The 16,508-nt window shown below is 73.7% G+C and carries 15 protein-coding genes; 3 read left to right on the top strand and 12 right to left on the bottom strand.

Annotation, left to right across the window (positions count from 1 at the left end; all coding sequences use genetic code 11):
* Positions 1 to 6: 6 nt before the first annotated feature.
* Positions 7 to 1,260 carry a cytochrome P450 gene (locus ACFYW3_RS29390; protein WP_389387868.1) on the top strand — a complete coding sequence of 418 codons (1,254 nt, stop codon included), beginning with the start codon at positions 7 to 9 and terminating at the stop codon, positions 1,258 to 1,260.
* A 129-nt stretch (positions 1,261 to 1,389) separates the two neighbouring features.
* Here the strand turns inward: ACFYW3_RS29390 and ACFYW3_RS29385 are convergent, their stop codons facing one another.
* A complete protein-coding gene (locus ACFYW3_RS29385) occupies positions 1,390 to 1,884 on the bottom strand; it encodes a DUF5949 family protein (protein WP_351749974.1) in 495 nt (164 codons plus the stop codon).
* 56 nt (positions 1,885 to 1,940) lie between these two features.
* Positions 1,941 to 2,552: a DUF4352 domain-containing protein gene (locus tag ACFYW3_RS29380; RefSeq protein WP_389387867.1), complete on the bottom strand. Its 612-nt coding sequence runs from the start codon at positions 2,550 to 2,552 to the stop codon at positions 1,941 to 1,943.
* A 174-nt stretch (positions 2,553 to 2,726) separates the two neighbouring features.
* On the opposite strand from ACFYW3_RS29380, the gene ACFYW3_RS29375 reads away from it, so the two are divergent.
* On the top strand, positions 2,727 to 3,164 hold the full coding sequence (locus ACFYW3_RS29375) for a DUF6299 family protein (protein WP_351749976.1): 438 nt from the start codon (positions 2,727 to 2,729) through the stop codon (positions 3,162 to 3,164).
* A gap of 158 nt (positions 3,165 to 3,322) precedes the next feature.
* Here ACFYW3_RS29375 and ACFYW3_RS29370 read toward each other — a convergent pair whose 3' ends face one another.
* The 5 genes from ACFYW3_RS29370 to ACFYW3_RS29350 all read right to left on the bottom strand — a co-directional run bounded on the left by ACFYW3_RS29370 (position 3,323) and on the right by ACFYW3_RS29350 (position 8,906).
* A complete protein-coding gene (locus ACFYW3_RS29370; protein WP_351749977.1) occupies positions 3,323 to 3,490 on the bottom strand; it encodes a hypothetical protein in 168 nt (55 codons plus the stop codon).
* A 70-nt stretch (positions 3,491 to 3,560) separates the two neighbouring features.
* On the bottom strand, positions 3,561 to 5,606 hold the full coding sequence (locus ACFYW3_RS29365; RefSeq protein WP_351749978.1) for a SpoIIE family protein phosphatase: 2,046 nt from the start codon (positions 5,604 to 5,606) through the stop codon (positions 3,561 to 3,563).
* Positions 5,607 to 5,672: 66 nt separating this feature from the next.
* Positions 5,673 to 5,900 carry a hypothetical protein gene (locus tag ACFYW3_RS29360; RefSeq protein ID WP_351749979.1) on the bottom strand — a complete coding sequence of 76 codons (228 nt, stop codon included), beginning with the start codon at positions 5,898 to 5,900 and terminating at the stop codon, positions 5,673 to 5,675.
* 43 nt (positions 5,901 to 5,943) lie between these two features.
* The gene (locus ACFYW3_RS29355) at positions 5,944 to 7,209 is read right to left on the bottom strand and encodes an NAD(P)-binding domain-containing protein (protein ID WP_389387895.1); all 1,266 of its coding nucleotides are present in this window, start codon (positions 7,207 to 7,209) and stop codon (positions 5,944 to 5,946) included.
* 86 nt (positions 7,210 to 7,295) lie between these two features.
* Positions 7,296 to 8,906: an ATP-grasp domain-containing protein gene (locus ACFYW3_RS29350; RefSeq protein ID WP_389387866.1), complete on the bottom strand. Its 1,611-nt coding sequence runs from the start codon at positions 8,904 to 8,906 to the stop codon at positions 7,296 to 7,298.
* 131 nt (positions 8,907 to 9,037) lie between these two features.
* Here ACFYW3_RS29350 and ACFYW3_RS29345 point away from each other — a divergent pair, with 131 nt between their 5' ends.
* A complete protein-coding gene (locus ACFYW3_RS29345; protein ID WP_389387865.1) occupies positions 9,038 to 10,573 on the top strand; it encodes a glycosyl hydrolase in 1,536 nt (511 codons plus the stop codon).
* Positions 10,574 to 10,611: 38 nt separating this feature from the next.
* Here ACFYW3_RS29345 and ACFYW3_RS29340 read toward each other — a convergent pair whose 3' ends face one another.
* The 5 genes from ACFYW3_RS29340 to murJ all read right to left on the bottom strand — a co-directional run bounded on the left by ACFYW3_RS29340 (position 10,612) and on the right by murJ (position 16,398).
* Positions 10,612 to 11,754: a GNAT family N-acetyltransferase gene (locus ACFYW3_RS29340; protein WP_351749981.1), complete on the bottom strand. Its 1,143-nt coding sequence runs from the start codon at positions 11,752 to 11,754 to the stop codon at positions 10,612 to 10,614.
* Positions 11,751 to 12,512 carry a lipopolysaccharide biosynthesis protein gene (locus ACFYW3_RS29335; protein WP_351749982.1) on the bottom strand — a complete coding sequence of 254 codons (762 nt, stop codon included), beginning with the start codon at positions 12,510 to 12,512 and terminating at the stop codon, positions 11,751 to 11,753. The genes ACFYW3_RS29340 and ACFYW3_RS29335 overlap by 4 nt, the downstream gene beginning before the upstream one ends.
* A 70-nt stretch (positions 12,513 to 12,582) precedes the next feature.
* Positions 12,583 to 13,911, bottom strand: coding sequence for a glycosyltransferase (locus ACFYW3_RS29330; RefSeq protein ID WP_389387864.1), 1,329 nt, complete (start codon positions 13,909 to 13,911; stop codon positions 12,583 to 12,585).
* Positions 13,908 to 14,687: a polysaccharide deacetylase family protein gene (locus tag ACFYW3_RS29325; protein ID WP_351749984.1), complete on the bottom strand. Its 780-nt coding sequence runs from the start codon at positions 14,685 to 14,687 to the stop codon at positions 13,908 to 13,910. The genes ACFYW3_RS29330 and ACFYW3_RS29325 overlap by 4 nt, the downstream gene beginning before the upstream one ends.
* Complete coding sequence (murJ, locus tag ACFYW3_RS29320) at positions 14,677 to 16,398, bottom strand: lipid II flippase MurJ (RefSeq protein WP_351749985.1); 1,722 nt, start codon at positions 16,396 to 16,398, stop codon at positions 14,677 to 14,679. The genes ACFYW3_RS29325 and murJ overlap by 11 nt, the downstream gene beginning before the upstream one ends.
* Positions 16,399 to 16,508 lie beyond the last annotated feature (110 nt).

Genomic DNA, 16,508 nt, shown 5'->3' with positions numbered 1-16,508 from the left:
ACGTGCATGACAGTCCCGGCACAGCGGTACGAGGACCGGCCCGGGGCCGAGCTGGCCGATCCGGCCTTCTGGCAGTCGCCCCCGCAGGCCCGGCTGGCGGCCTTCGCCCGGCTGCGGGCGCTCGATTCCCCGGTGTACGTGCCCGAGGGCCGGGATCGGGGCCACTGGGCCCTGGTGCGGCACGCGGACGTGCAGGAGGCGAGCCGACTGCCCAAGGTGTTCGCGAGCGCGCCCGGGGTCACGACCCCGGAGCCGCCCCGTTGGGTGAGGGCGTTGTTCGGGGACTCGATGGTCAACCTGGACGGCCCCGACCACGCGCGGTTGCGCAAGGTCGTGCAGCGGGCCTTCACCCCGAGGCTGTTGGCCGCGGCGGAGGAGGACATCCACGCGGTGGCGGCCAGGATCGTGGACGACGTGCTGGACGAGCGGCCCGACGAGTTCGTCTCGGCGGTGGCTTCCCGGCTGCCGCTGGAGGTCATCTGCAACATGATGGGCATCCCGGAGGTCTACCGGGCCGAGATCGCGGACCGGGTCAACCACGCCTCCGAACACATCGGCGTGGAGCGGGGTCTCGCCGCCCGGCTGCGGATGCCGGGGCGCGGGTTGCGCGCGCTGGCCCGGATGCAGCGGATGGTCGCTGGCATCGGGCGGGAACGGCGCAGGAATCCGACCGACGACCTCATCTCGGCGCTGGTCTGCGCGAACGTGGACGGCCAGGCCCTGGGTGCCCGGCAGCTCGGGGCGTTCTTCTCGCTGTTGATGGTGGCCGGCGTGGAGACGACCCGGAACGCGATCACGCACGGTCTGACCCTGCTGACCGATTTCCCGGACCAACGCGATCTGCTGCTGTCGGACTTCGAGGCGTACGCGGACGGCGCGGTGGACGAGATGATCCGCCACTCGACGCCGATCATCCAGTTCCGTCGCACGGTGGTGGCCGAACACGACCTCGGCGGGCACCTGTTCACGCCCGGTGACAAGGTGGTGCTGTACTACGCCTCCGCCAACCGCGACGAGGCGGTCTTCCCCGACCCCGACGCCTTCGACATCACCCGCTCGCCCAATCCGCACCTGGGGTTCGGGGGCGGCGGTCCGCACTTCTGCCTGGGCGCGCATCTGGCCCGGGTGGAGATGAGGTCACTGTTCCGGGAGTTGCTGACCCGGCCCGTGGGGCTGCGCGCGGTGGGCCTGCCGGATCTGGCGGGATCGAACTTCGACAACCGGGTACGTTCGCTCCGTTTCGCCTTCGAGCAGCCGTGACGGCACCGGCCACCGGCACTGACCACCGGGACCGGTCACCGGCACTGACCACCGGCACCGGTCACCGGGACCGGCCACCGGGCGGGCTGGGAGCCCGGCGGCCGGAGCGTGGGCGGTGGCGGCGCCGTGTCAGGCGCGCAGGCTCTGCACCGTGAGCACGCAGTGTGCACTGCTGGTCAGCACTTCCTCGTCGCCCGCGAAGGCCTGGAGCACCTCCGCCGAGACGGGCTGCCCGGGAACGGCCTCGGGCCAGGCGCGGGTGGCGAACAGGAAGTAGGCCTGCCCGCTCTCGTGGGCGGCGGCGACCCACTCCGGCGGGGCGGTGCAGGTGGCGTTGAGCCCGGGCAGGGTCAGCGCGATCTGGTGGTCGGCCAGCAGGATCTTCACCGGGAAGGTGGCCGCCTTGAGGGTCCCGTCCATGACCACGTCCCCGATCGGCAGGCCGATCTCCTCCAGGAGACCTCGGGCGGCCGCCTCGCCGGCCTCCTTGCCGCCCGGGCCGTCGCCCAGGGTGTAGGCGAGGAGGTACGGGATGTCGTGACCCTCGGAGGGGTCACCGATCCAGGCGAGCACGGAAAGGGTGCCGAGCTGGGACCGGTCGATTTCGGCTTGGGTGGAAGTCATGCGCCGCACCTTAGTGGCCTCTCGCCCACCCCCTCGCGGCCTTTCACCCGAGCGGGCTATACGGCCCAGAATCCCCCTCCGGAATTCGCCCGCATGTTCGCGTCCTGGTACTGGAGCCGTACGACGCGCGCGCTTTCCGGGATTTCGAACACCACCCATCCTTCGACCCGCTCACCGACCTCCAGGGAATCGAAGACGAGGGGTTTGCCGGTTGTGAGTTCGCCGGTGGGCACCACCGGGTGGCGCTGCCCCGCGCCGTCGTACGCCCACATGCTCCCGAGAGCCCCGTACGAGGCTCCCCCCACGTTGACGAACGACATCGAGGCGGCCACCCAGCGCTTCCCTGCGGCCGGTGCGAAGTTCTTCTCGACGCTGACGGCCGGGTCCACGTACGCGTTGAGCACGGCCTGGAGGTGCTGCCCCACCTGGCGGCCCGCCACCCGTACGGAGTCGCCCACACGGGCGTCCTTCGCGGTCGCCCGCACCACCGCCGTGCCCGGTGCGGCCGGGTCGCCGTCGGCTCCCGGCACCCCGTCGTCCACCGGGACGGCGGGTACCGCGGCGGGGGCCACGGCGGCCCCTTCGGGCACGCTCTGGCAGGCGGTGGCGCCCATCAGCAGGAGGGGCAGGAGGGCGGCTGCGGCGAGGACGGAAGCGGGCTGACGCATGCGGGATCCCTTCGGGGATCTTCGGGGCGGGACGTATTCCGGTCAGTTTCACGCGCCCGAGCGGGCAATTGCACACACCGACACGAGCGTACGGAGCGAGTTGCCCGCCAACTGCCAGCAGAATGCTTCCGGCAGCATCCCGCCATCCGCTTCCCACTGGAGGAAAAAATGGTCATGTCCGGCCGCCGAATTGTTCTCGCGGCGCTCTCCGCGCTGGCCGCCGCCTCGGCATTCACCACTCCGGCGAACGCCACTGTTTTCAACCAGGAGATTTCCGTACGGCCTTACGCCCACATCACCGAGGACGGCTCCGTCACCCTTTCCGGGACCTACCTCTGCGAGGGCTCGTCACCCAGAGGGGCGGTTCAGGTCAAGGCGACCGTCGTCCAGGAGGGGCTCCGTCTCACCATCGCCGCCGGCGACGCCCGCTGCGACGGCGAGCGGCACCGCTGGGAGGCACGCGGCTCCGTGCGCTTCACGCCGGGCCTGCACGCCGGTCGCGCCGAGGCCGTGGCGCAGCTTCAGGAGGTCCACTTCTCCGGGCTGATGCCGCGTTCGATCGACACGCTCGCCGAGGACGACAGGAAGATCGAGGTGTTCGACCGCCGGTGATCCCGGCGCCGACGCCGACCGGTCCGGTAGCCGCCGCTACCGGATCCTCGCCGCCGGCGGCCGCCACCGGGCCCGCGACACCAACGGCCGCCACCGGGTCCTCGCCGTAGCCGGCCGGGGCCGGAGCCCGGTCGCCGGCCGCGACCGGATCCCCCGCGTCAACGGCACTCCGGCGCGACACCGGTCATCGACATGAACGCCACCGTCTGACACCCGGGGTCCGAGTGCGGGCGCCCCGTCGTCCAGTCCACTGCCTTCGGCACCCCGGCCGCCAACAGGAGCAGGGCCAGGATGCCCGTCACCGCGCCCCTGTTCAGGCGGCGCACAGCAGAATCCGTTTCATGGCGGCATCATCGCGCCACCTCCCGCAGGCCACAACTCGGGGTGATCGTTCGATCACTCCACGCCCGGTCGCACGCCCCCGGCGTCGAACTCGCACCAGACGGCCTTCCCGTCGCCCCGGGACTCCACCCCCCAGTGCGTGGCCAGCGCGTCCACCAGCAGCAGCCCGCGCCCCGTGGTGGCCGACTCCCCCGGAGTGCGCCGGCGGGGCCACACGCTGGAGCGGTCCTTGACCCACAGCCGGATCCGGCGCACCGGTTCCGGCAGCACCTCCATGGTCAGCACCGCTCCGCCGTCCGTGTGCAGCAGGGCGTTGACCAGCAGTTCTCCCGCCGCCAGCTCCACGTCGTCGGCGAGTTCCGCCATGCCCCAGTCGCGCAGGGCCTGCCGCAGGGCGTAACGGGCCTCCGAGAGGCCCTCGGGGTCGGCCTGGTGGATGTACTGGTGGATGCGGGGCGCCCGGTGCGTGCCCGGGTCGGGTGCCCGGCGCAGCACCAACAGTGCCACGTCGTCGCCGGAGCCCCACCGCTCCCAGAGCCGGTCGGAGAGGTGGTCGGCGAGCGCCCCGGCCTCCTGGGGGCCGCTGCGGACGGCGTGGGCCAGCGCCTCCATGCCCTGGGTGATGGCGGTCCCCGGCTCCTCCACGAGCCCGTCGGTGCACAGCACGAGGGTCTCGCCGGGCACCAGGTCCAGCCGGGTCTCGGGGAACTCCTCCCGCTCGAAGATCGAGGCGAGTCCCAGGGGCAGGCCGCCGCGCACGTTGGGCCAGCCCGTTCGGCCGTCCGTGTGCCGGATCAGCGGTCCGAGGTGGCCCGCGCGGACCGCCCGTACCCCTCCGGTCTCCAGGTCCACCTGCGCGTACATGCAGGTCGCGAAGCGTTCGGTGTCGAGTTCGGCGAGGAAGCGGGAGGCCCGGGCCAGCACGGTGGACGGCGGGTGTCCCTCCCCCGCGTAGGCGCGCAGGGCGATGCGCAGTTGGCCCATGATGGCGGCGGCGTGGGTGTCGTGGCCCTGTACGTCGCCCACGACGATGCCGACCCGGTCGCGGGGCAGCGCGATCACGTCGTACCAGTCGCCGCCGACCTCGCGCCCGCTCCAGGCGGCGTGGTAGCGGACCGCGATCTCGCCACCGGTGATCTCGGGGATCCGGCGCGGCAGCATCGACGCCTGGAGACCGGTGGCGAACTCCCTTTCCTGGTCGAAGAGCAGGGCCCGTTGGAGCGATTGGGCCACGATGCCGGCCAGGCCCAGGCAGAGGTTGCGTTCCTCGGGGCTGAACTCGCTGAGCCGCTTGTAGAAGAGGACCAGTCCGCCGATGGCCTTGGCCTGCGCGATCAGCGGCAGGTAGGCGGCCGCGTCGTAGTGGATCCGGTTCAGGTAGTCCGTGAACATCGGGAACTCGGCCGCCAGATCGGAGAGCGAGGTGACGAACCGCGCCTTGCGGCTGAGGACCGCCTGCGACAGCGGCAGCGAACCGTCCAGCCGGGTGAATCTGCGCTCGTTGAGGATGTCCAGGGACTCCCCGCTCAACGCGATGATCTTGATGGCGCCGTTCTCGACGAGGCCGAGGGCGAGCCCGTCCGCGCCGAGCCGTTCCAGGGCTCCCGTACCCGTCAGGGTGGCCGTCACGTCGTCCACGGTCACGGCCCGCGACAGGGCCTCGGTGGTCCGCTGCACGATGGTGGCCTGCTGGGCGCGGGCCGACTCCAGCTTCCGCAGCACCGTGAGGTGGGCCAGCTCGGCCGTCGCGTCCCGGACGATGCCGACGATCCGCAGGGGTCGGCCGTCGGGGGCGCGCAGCACCCGCCCCTGGATGTGGGTCCACTGGTCGCGGCCGTCGCGCCGGCGCACCGTGAAGTAGGAGCCGTACGTCGCCTCGCCGCTGTCCAGGACCCCGACCACGGTGTCCGCGAGCCGCGCGCTGTCATCGGCCGGAACCCGCAGCCCCAGGCCCTCGGGGGTGTGGTCGAACTCCTCCGGCTCCAGGTCGAACACCACCAGGCCGGCCTCGTCGAGCGACACGGTCCCCGCGCCGAGGTCCCAGTCGTAGCTGCCCATGCCGTTGAGCGCGAGCCGCTCCCCGGCTCCGATCACGGGCATGCCACCGTACGGCCCGTCCGGCGCGGGTCTGTCGGGTCGCTCCGCCGCTGCCACGCGTCACACCACCTAACGGCCGGGCCAGCACGGCTGGGAGATCAGCCGCTCCCACTCTTCGTCAGGATGCCCCGGAAGGGTGCGTCCGGCCTCCCGCCAGCGCTTCAGCAGGGAGAGGTAGATCGTGGACTGGTCACCGGGGCCGAAGGATCCTCCCTTGGGCCGGGCCGGCGGCTGTTCCGCACGGCTGGCGGGGATGCGTACCCAGCCACGGCCGCCCTGTGCTCGCTCCGCGCCCATCGCGACCCCTCTCACCTCTCACCGTGTACACGTCTCACCGCGGCTACCTCTCGGGGTGCCCGGCGGCGGCCCGGTCGAGCCGGTCGCCGGCGGCGGAACCCGGCAGTCGCCCCCGGGCGCCGAGCCTCCCCAGGACTCCCTTCACCAGTCTCCCCGCCGTGAAGCCCGCACCGTGCACGAATCGCATGGAAGGGCCGAATGAGGGAGCCGTCAGCAGCCCCGCGAAGAACAGCCCGGGCCACGACGACTCGAAGCCCGCGCTCAGTTCGGGCGTCCCGCCGCCGCCCACGGTGCGCAGCGCGGTCCGCAGCCCGACGTCCAGCAGTTCCAGTCGGCGCAGGTCGGGGGCGAATCCGGTCGCCGAGATGACGTGCGAGGTGTCCAGGACGACGGACTCCCCGGTCGCGGAGGTCAGCTGGAGTCGGGTGTGGTCGCCCGTCGCGACCGCCCGGTGCAGGTGGTGGCCGAGCAGCACCGGTACCCGCTGTTCGAAGCGGTCCCGCAGCCACCAGGCGCCGGCCGGCCCCAGCGCCGTGGCGGCGATCCGTTCCCTGGTCGCCGCGGGCAGCCGGCGCACCGCCCACGGCAGTTCCGACCACACCCAACTGCGCCATCCGGTGCCCAGCCCGCTGTGCGGGTCGCGCAGGGCTCGCAGCGGGGACCGTTCCAGGGGCTGCGGGACGGTGTTCCAGTTCAGTCGGGGCCGCCGGGCCACCAGCGTCGGCCGCGCCCCGGCCTCCGCCAGCAGGGCCGCGGTCTCCAGGGCCGCCTGCCCGGCCCCGAGCACCGCGACCTCCCGGCCGGCGAACCGGGTCAGGTCGCGGTGGCCGCTGCTGTGCGAGTAGTGGTCGGGCGGCAGGTCCCGCAGTACGGCGGGGAAGTTCACGAACGGCATCACCCCCACCGCCAGGGCGACGGTACGGGCGAACAGCGGCGGCCCCTGCGCGGTCCTGATCCGGAAGCCGCCCCCCTGCGGGGTCAGCTCCGTGACCGTCGCCTCCTCCACCTCGGGCCCGGCCCGACCGGCGAACCAGAGCCCGTACGCGCTGAAGGTGGCGATCGGCAGCGGTCCGCCGTGCTCGGCCCGCACGCCCTGGCCGGCGCAGTAGTCGGCGAGGGTGTGCCGTCCGCCGGGCGCGGACAGGTTGGATGACCAGGGCTCCGACTTCAGGTACATCCCCTCGGGCATGTGGTCCCGCCAGGACGCCATGGGCCGCCCCAGTACCCGTACGCGGAGTCCGGCCGCCGCGGCGTGCGCGGCGATCGACAGCCCGTACGGCCCCGCGCCGACCACGACGAGGTCGTCCATTCGTGTCATCGCTGTCCCTCCACTGTCATGGCCGACCGCCCCGGACGGGCCCGCCCGGGGCGAGGGTGCTCACCGGATGAGGCGTGTCACCGGCTCACCAGCTCGTCCGGTTCCGCCGCCTCCGGCGGGGCCGGGCGCGCGGCCGGTCCGCCGGCGCCCTCGGACGCCTGTTCCCGACCGCGTTGACGGGGGGCGCGCACCACGGCCCGGGCGGTACGGCGGCCCTGCTCGGGGAAGCCCCGCAGGACCCGGGCCCCCTTGCCGAAGCCCCGGCCCAGGAACGCGGTGACCATCGCGACGAACGGCATCACGTCGTCCGAGGCGAACCAGGCCGCCTCCACCTCCGCGCGCCGGTCCCTCGGCGCGGCCCGCGCAGGCCCGGCCGAGGCGGACGCCGCACCGGCGCCGTCACCCCGGCCCGGGGCTCCGCCGCCCCGGTCCACCCGGTGTTCCGCCGCCCGGCCGGGCCGGTCCGGTCGCGCCGGGTCCGGGATCACGACCCCGTCCCGGGAGCCGCCGGGGGCCGGGGCCGCGCCGGGCTCCGGAGCAGGGTTCCGGGCCGGGTGCGGACGAGGCGCCGTCCCCCGCCCCGGCCGCGGGGCGAGCGGCAGCCGGCGCCCTCGCACCGCCGCCAGCAGCGCGTAGTTCTCCGCGACGAACACCCGGCCCGGCCCGCCCGAGGGGGTCGGTACCCGTTGCCCCGTCAGGTCCAGGTACATCGCCTGGACCACGTCCAGTCCGCCCGTGTCCGTGAACAGCCGGAACTGGGCCCCGGGACGCGGGTTGAAGTCCACCAGCCGGAAGCAGCCCCGCTCGTCACGTCGGAAGTCGAGGTCCAGGATCCCCTGGTAGCCGAGGCGTTCGGCGAGCCGCAGCCCCGCCTCCTCCACCGCCGGATCGGGCAGCCACCGGCCGACGGCCGTCAGCCCCGTCCGCACCGGCCAGGACAGTTCCTTGCGCCCGGACCCCACGAGCAGCGGGTGTCCGCCCCGCGCGAAGGCCCCGTGGAAGAACCAGTCGGTGTCCTGACCGGCCGGCAGGAACCGCTGGAGCAGCAGCCGACTGCCCGCCCGCGCCGAACGTTCGTACAGGCGTCGCGCCTCGGCCGCGCTGTGCAGCAGGGTGGTGCTCCGCAACCCCTCGCCCGCCGGCAGCAGCCACGGCCGGCTCCACTTCGCCACCACCGGCAGCCCCAACCGCCAGGCGGCCTCGGACGCCTCGGCCCCGCTCGCCGGGAGCACCGTCTCGGGGTGCGGGATGTCCCAGCGCGCGCACAGCCGCGACAGTTCGGCCTTGTCGGCCACCCGAGCGGGCAGGCCGTCCGGTTGATGGGGAATCCGGTACCGCTCGTCGAGCGCCGGGGCGATCCGGGCGACCGCGATGGCGCTGAGGTCGTCCATCGCGACGAGCACCGCGGGGCGCCCGATCCGCTCGGACACGGTGAGCAGGCAGTCCAGCAGGGCTTGCGGGGTCTCGGGGTCGAGCCCGCCGACCGGCCCGGGATGCACGGCGCGCAGATACCGCGAACGCCTCACCGGACCGCCCCCGGCCTCGACGACGACATGGACCTCCACGCCCTTGCGCCCAAGGGATCTGACGGCGCCGAGGGTTCCGTGGTGGAACGGGTTGCGATCGAGTCGGAGCAGAACGGCGGGCACATGGTTGGCGAACGCGTGCATGAAAACGGTGTCTTTCACCTAGTCGGACCAAGCGGGGGTGGTGTGCGCCTGCGAATGGCCTATGCAGCGGTCACCGGACAGGCCATTCGTCGGATGTGATGCCTAACGTCGTTGACAAGCACACCGGTTCGGGAAGCTCGGGAGACGCCATGCCCACACCACGCCGCCGACTGGCGAGCACCTGCGTCGGCACGGTCACGGCCGGACTGCTGGCCACCGGCGCCGCGCTCGCGGCGCCCGACGAGGAAGCACCCAAGGGCTCCGACATCGCGATGGGCGCGTATCTCGACTACGGGCCGTCGGGGGTGGCCCGGATCCCTTACCTGTCGAACTGGCTGGGCGGCAAGGAGATCCGGGTCGGGCACACCTATCTGCCCGGCGACCGGTGGGCCGGCATCGAGGGCAACGTGGGTTTCCTCGCGGACTGGGCCGCGTGGCGCCAGGAGGACGACGACCGGATGTTCGTCCTCAACGTGCCCATGCAGGAGCGCAACGAGGAGCGGGTGTCCGACAGCCAGGTGGCCCGGCTGATCAGGGCGGGCGCGCGGGGCGAGCACGACCCGCACTTCAAGCGGCTGGCCGAACGGCTGGTGGGGCTGGGCGTCCCGGACACCGTCATCGTCCTGGGCTGGGAGATGAACGGCACCACGTACACCCACCGCTGCGGGCCCGACCCGGAGAACTGGAAGCGGTACTGGAAGCGCGCCGTCGCCGCGATGCGGTCCGTGCCCGGCCAGAAGTTCACGTTCGACTTCGCCCCGAACCGCGGTACCGACGCGATCGGCTGGACCAAGTGCTACCCGGGCGACGACGTGGTCGACATCGTCGGAATGGACTCGTACGACCAGGGCCCCGGCACGGACTTCGACGACCAGATCTCGCAGCCGTACGGCCTCCAGCAGCACGTGGACTTCGCGAAAGCACACGGCAAGGAGATCTCGTACCCGGAGTGGGGGCTGTTCCGGCGCGGGGACAATCCGGAGTACGTGCGGCGCATGCTCAAGTGGATCGAGCAGCACAAGCCGCTCTACCACACCATCACGGACTACTGCCCGCACGGCGTCTGGCAGTGCAAGCAGAACCCCCAGTCCTCGAAGGTGTTCAAGGAGGCCCTCACCCCGCAGAAGCCCGGCCCGGTCGTCCCGACGCCGGTCGTCCCGACGCCGGTGATCCCCACGCCGGTGATCCCCACTCCCGTGGTCCCGACCCCCGTCGTCCCCACCCCCCAGGTGCCGACCCCGCAGGTCCCCACCCCACAGATCCCGACCCCGCAGGTCCCGACGCCACAGGTGCCCACGCCCCAGGCGCCGTCGGTCCCGCCGGTCGTCCCGCCGGTCCTCCCACCCGTGGACGTTCCCGCCGAGCCGTCCGTGGAGCCCTCCGTCGAGGCGCCCGTGAGCCCGTCCCCGGAGGTCCCCGTCGTGAAGCCCTCCCCCGCGGTCCCCTCCCCCGCGACCCCCGGCCCGGTGGGCCCCTCCCCGGCGGCCCCCAGCCCGGCGGCGCCGAGCCCGTCCGTGCCCGCCGCCACGCCCGAGCCGGCCGAGCCGACGACGCCGAAGCCGCCCGTCAACAACACGCAGTGGTGCGTGCCGCTCAACTTCGGGGAGTGGCTGTCCAAGCTCGTCGGCAACCAGGCGGTCTGCGTCAAGCTCGACTGGCGCAAGGGCTGGCTCTGGCCCTTCTAGACGAACCGGCCCGTCCGGGCGAGGGCGCGTGACTCCCGTCATCGCACCCGCAGTTCGTTGAGCCGCGCCCGCCAGTCCCTGGCGGCCGGCATCGCCTCGCGCAGCGCGTCCACCGCCCGCTCGCGCCCCGACACCTGCGACTCGTGCAGTCGCAGCAGGGGCGCGAGCGCGTTGGTGGCCAGCAGGAACCGCTGGTTGACCACCGTTTCGGGCCGCCAGTGGTTCTTGTACGGTTCGTTGCCGCGCAGGAAGCTCACCACCGGCCGCCCCTCCTCGAGGGCCCGGCCGGCCTCGTGGCGCAGCAGCAGGGTGGCGATGTCCACCTTGCGGTCGCGCAGGTCCGGGTCTGCCCCGTACAGGTACCCGCCGCTCAGGGCCGACGAGAGCAGTGTGACGTTGGCCGCGACCACGTTCCCGTCCAGCCGGAACTCGGTGAGTCGGCCCTCCCCGACGCGCACCATCCGCCGGACGGCCCGGGTCAGGTGCTCGGCGAAGCGCGGCTTGAGGTGTTCGGGGGTCACCCCTCGCCCCCGCCACTGCTTCTCGTGCAGCCGCAGCAGCGTCCGCACGGCACGCGGCACCTCCTGCTCGGTGACGTCGTGCTCCTCGATCCCGGCCGCGTCGGTCTTGCGGAGCTTGGCCCGCACCCGCTGTGCGCCGGAGGAGGGCATGCGCCGGACGAGCTCGTCGAAGGGCAGCGCGGGCAGTTCCATGCAGGTGGAGTCGGTGAGCCTGGCCCGCGCCCCGGGCCATTCCCGGAACAGCGCCTCGGCGACCGCCCCGGGCCGCACCTCGCGGAGGTCGACGACCGCGCCCCGGGCGGCCCGGTGCAGCCCGCGGGCCAGCGCCGGAACGACCTGACGGGCGTGCTCGGGGGCCACGAGCACGTCGAAGTAGTCGGTGATCCCGCCGCCCAGCGGCACCAGCAGCGGCAGCGGCCGGTGGACGAGCATCAGCGCGGCGACGCCGACCAGTTCCTCGCCGCGGCGCACGAGGACGAGCCGGAGCCGGCCCTCCTTCCCGTACGACAGCCACCAGGAGTGCAGCCAGGCGTGGCTCTGGAAGGGGGTGGCGGTGGGGCAGCCGCGGACGAGCCTGTTCCACGGCTCTTCCAGCGCGGCGAACTGCCGGGAATCCCGACACAACGTCACCGACAGGCCCCCGGCGGAGCCCGAACTCATCGCACGGACTCCTTCTCCTTGGCCGTGGTGTGCTCGCCCTGCGCGGGCAGCGTCGCGAACTCGCCGGCCACGGGGCTCTCGGCCACCTCGGGGCTCTCGGCGACGACCTCGTCGGTGCGCCGGCGCCCGGGTCGGGCCAGCATCCACAGGCCGCCGACGAGCCCGCCGGCGCAAAGGCCGACGGCTCCGCTGAGCGGCGCGGAGGCCGAGGCCGGGTCGGTCGGTGCGACGGCCTGGTTGAACAGCAGCAGTTGCACACCGGTGTTCTTGGCGGCCTGGTTGCTGCTCAGCGACAGGGCGTCGGCGACCGCGTTGGCGATGTCGGCGGCCTCGGAGGGGCTCTTCGAGGTACCGGTGATGGCGATCATCGGAGACTCGGGGGAGGTCTCGGCGCGCACCTGGGTCCGCAGCCGGTGGGCGCTGATGCCGGCGCGGGGCTGGGCGTAGGCGAGGGTGGAGTTGCTGGTGGCGATGCGGGCGTAGGCCTGGGCGAAGCCGAGGGCGGTGGCCGGTTCGGTGGTGTCGTCCGGGACGGCGACGACATAGCTGGTGGCGGCGTACTCGGGCGCCTTGAGCACCCCGTACGCCCCGCCGGCGGCCAGTCCCAGCAGCGCGCAAACGGGCAACGGCCACCACGCGGGCCCCGACAACCGGGTCCGCGCCTTCTTCGCGGACCGGTGGTCGGACTTCCTCTGCTCGGCCTTCCTCTGCTCGGCCTTCGTCTGGTCGGACTTCTTCTGGTCGGCGGTGTCGGCCATGTGCGTGCTCGCTTCCTGAGTGGAGGGAACTTCCTTCGGCCCCGCTGCGGGGCCCCTGCGGTAGGACTGATCAGCCGTCGCCCCGGCCGGGCGTGCTCACGGCCCCCGGCCGGGCGGCGTCCCCCCGTGCGTCCGGCCCGCGCCCGGGAGCGGCCGGCACCCCGACCCCTTGCGAACCGGCCCCCCGCCGCGCATCCGCGTCCGGGGCGACGTCCGCGTCCGGGTCCGCGGCGGCGCCCCGGCCCCCCTCGCGCGGTGCGGCCAGTGCTTCGGCGTAGACCGACAGCAACCGCTCCGCGCTCCGCGCGATGTCGTACCGCCGCACCACGGGCGGCGCCGGCAACCGGCCTGCCCCCGCCTCCATGTGTCCGCGCAGCGCGGCGACCAGCTCCTCCGTCCCGGTGCCGATCCGCCGCGCCCCGGGCGCCTGTGTCGCGGGCAGGTCGTCGATGGCCGGGCAGGTGACGTGCAGGACGGGCAGTCCGGCGGCGAGCGCCTCGACGACCGCGAGCCCGAAGGCCTCTTCCCGCGACGGGGACACGAAGACGTCCATCGCGGCCAGCAGGGCGGGGATGCCGGGCGTTCGCCCGTCCGCGCTGTCGCCGAGCGGGTCCCGTTCCCCGAGCAGGTGGATGCGGCTCTGGGCGCCGAGGTCGGCGGCGAGCCGCCGCAGCGCGGCCCGTTCGGGGCCGTCGCCGGCCAGCAGCAGGTGGGCCCCCGGCAGCGCGGCAACGGCCCGGACGAGCACGTCGAACCGCTTGCCCGGCACGAGCCGGCCGACCCCGCCCACCACGAAGGCCCGTTCCGGGAGCCCGGTCCGAGCCCGTGTGGCCCTGCGCACGCCTTCGTCGAAGCGGAAGCGGACGGCCTCGATCCCGTTCGGTACGACGTGGATGCGCGCGGCCGACACCCCCCAGCCCTCCAGCCGCGTCGCCACGGTGTCGGAGACGGCCACCGTCGCCGCGCCGAGGCGTTCGCCGGTCAGGTACAGGGCGCGGACCCCGCGCGAGAGCCTGCGTCCCTCGATCTCGCCCTCGCCGAGGGAGTGTTCGGTGGCCACGGTCGTGCGCACGCCCGCGAGTCGGGCCGCGAGCCGCCCGTACAGGCAGGCCCGGTACAGGTGGGTGTGGACCAGGTCGTAGCGTTCGCGCCGGATGAAGCGCACCATCCTGGGCAGCGCGCCGAGATCCCGGTTGCCCTTCATCCCGAGGTGGACGACCCGCACACCGTCGGCCCGCAGCCCCTCGGCCACCCGGCCCGGGTTGGTCAGGGTCAGCACGTCGCACCGCATGGGCATGTGGCGCAGCAGCAGGCGCAGTTGCTGCTCGGCTCCACCGACGCCCAGGCCGGTGATCACGTGCAGCACCTTGAGCGACTTCATCCCGTCCGTCGCGTTCATCGCGCGGCCACCCCCCTGCGCAGCTCCCGCACCTGGTGCCGCAGCCGCTTGATCCGCAGCCGTGCCCCGCCGTCGGCCTGGCTGACGTGCGTACGGGGCAGGGCGTACGGGCCGGCGAGCCGCCCGGGGTCGATGGCGCACGCGTAGCCGTACCCGGCGGCCCGGGTGGCGTCCACGACCCGGGCGTCGAGGTGCCCGTACGGGTAGCAGAACCCCTCGGGCAGCGTCCCGGTCAGCTCCCGCAGCAGGTCGCGGCTGCCGCGCAGTTCCTGCCGGAGCACCTCGTCGGGGGTGACGGTGAGGTCCTGGTGGAGCAGCCCGTGCGAGCCGATCTCCTGCCCGGCGGCGGCGACCTCGCGGATGCCCTCGCCGGTGAGCAGGGATTTGCGGGGGCCCAGCGGGTCCCACACGTTGTCCACCCCGAGCCGCCCCGGCAGCACGAACAGCGTGGAGGTGAAGTCGAGCCGGTTCAGCAGGGGCAGCGCCCGGGTGAGGAAGTCGGTGTACCCGTCGTCGAAGGTGAGTCCGACGAGCCCTGCTCCACGGCCGGCCGCGCGGGCCCGGAGCAGTTCGCCGACGGACACCCCGCGCAGCCCCCGGGAGCGCAGCCACGACAGCTGGGCCTCCAGCGCGCGCGGGGTGACGGTGATCCCGTACGGGTCCTCGGCGGGGTCGGTGAACTCGGCGACCGAGTGGTACATGAGGACCCACGGCGATGCGGGCCGGCGGGCGGGGACCACCACGGCGGCGGCCTCCGTGTCGGTGTCAGCGGGCATTGCGGAACCTCTGGGTGAGCTGGGAGGTGAGCTGGGCGATCTGGGCGGGCAGCACGGTGACTTCCAGTGCCCGCATGGCCATCCCGGTGGCCCCGAACATGGCCGGGACCAGCAGGCAGCCGAGTGCGGCGCTGAGCAACGGGTCGGGGATCTTGGGGCCGGCGATCCAGCCGGTGGCGCAGGCCGCGACGGCGGCGACCGCGAGGCGGCCGATGCTGACGGCGACCCGGCGGACCTGGATGGCGACGATCCGGGAGCCGAGTCCGGTGAGGAGCAGGGCGGCGGTGGTGGAGATGCCGGCGGCGTTGGCGGCGGCGATCCCGTAGGTCCCCCACCAGCCGACGGCGAAGGCTCCGAAGACGATGTTGACGAGCAGCCCGGCGCCCATCGCGACCGCCGGGAACCAGGTGGGCCGGGCGGTCGAGAAGAAGGGCCGGGACAGCGCCCCGACGAGGCAGTGGCCGAGGAGTCCGAGGCCGTAGACCCGCATCACGGAGGCGGTGGCGACGGTGTCCCGGTGGGTGAAGGCGCCGCGTTCGAAGAGGACCTGGATGATCTGGGGCGCGTACCCGATGACGAGGGCGGTGCCCATGAGGACGGCGAGGGAGGCCAGGGCCAGGTCCCGTTCGACACGCCGCCGGGCCTTCTCGCGTTCGCCGCCGGCCATGGCCTGGGCGACGACCGGGAAGGTGACCGTGCAGATCATCAGGGACAGCACCATCGGCATCTGCGCGACCTTCTGCGCGTAGTTCAGGTGCGAGATGGCTCCGGACGGGAGGGAGGCGGCCAGGAATCGTTCGACGAGGACCTGGGACTGCCGGAAGACGGCGAAGAAGATGACGGGGGCGATCAGCCCGAAGGCGATCAGCGTCGGCCGGTCCCGGTCGCGCCGGCTGCGCGGTGCGCCCTTGGCCCGGGACGGTCCGAAGCCCACGTCCCGGATGAACGCCGGCAGTTGGACGAGCACCATCAGCGCCCCGCCGAGGGCGACCCCGGCCGCGGCGGCCCGCACTCCCCACAGGGCGTGGAGGGCGACCATGGCGCCGATGATCCCGACGTTGTAGGAGACGTAGATCGCGGCGGGCGGCAGGAAGGATCTGTGGGCCCGAAGCGCCGCGCTGAAGTATCCGGCGATCCCGAAGGTGATCACGGTGAGGGCGGTCAGCCGGGTGCACTGGACGGCCAGGTCGGGATCGGGCAGCCCGGGAGCGAGCACGCCCACGACGAGCGGCGCGGCGACGATCAGCAGGGAGGCCACGGCGGCCAGCAGCACCAGCAGCCGCGGCAGGGTCGCGGCCACGAGCAGCCGTACGGGGTCCTGCGCGCGGGCCTCCTTGCGGGTGAGGCCGGCGCGGTCGGCGGCCCGGCGGGCCAGGGCGTGGCTGAAGGCGGGCACCATCAACAGCGCCATGGCGTCCTCGATGAGCAGCGTCGAGGCCATCTCGGGGACGGTCCAGGCGATGAGGAACGCGTCGCTGTCGTGCCCGGCGCCGAAGAGGTGGGCGATGGTCTGGTCGCGTACGAGTCCGAACACCGCCCCCGCGGCGGTGAGGCCGGCGGTGACGGCGGCGGCCTTGGCGAGGTACCGACCCAGGGGGGCGGGTGCGCCGGGATCGCCGGATCCGGGTCCCCGCCCGGCCCGCGCACGGGCGGCGGCCTCGGGCTCGGCGGCCGGCGCCCCCGCGACGGTGGGGCCGCCGGAGGCGATCACGCGGCCCCGGTCCCCGTGGGCGCCGGCGCCTCGGGCGTCGCCCGGTTCCGCCGGCCGCGGCGGACGGCCCCCGGTCGCGGCGAGGTCCGTCGCCGCGGCCGCGGGCCGCC

The organism is Streptomyces sp. NPDC002602, from assembly GCF_042889445.1.
Lineage (GTDB): Bacteria > Actinomycetota > Actinomycetes > Streptomycetales > Streptomycetaceae > Streptomyces.
The sequence above is the reverse complement of the archived record's forward strand: the minus strand, read 5'-3'. Positions and strand labels throughout refer to the sequence as shown.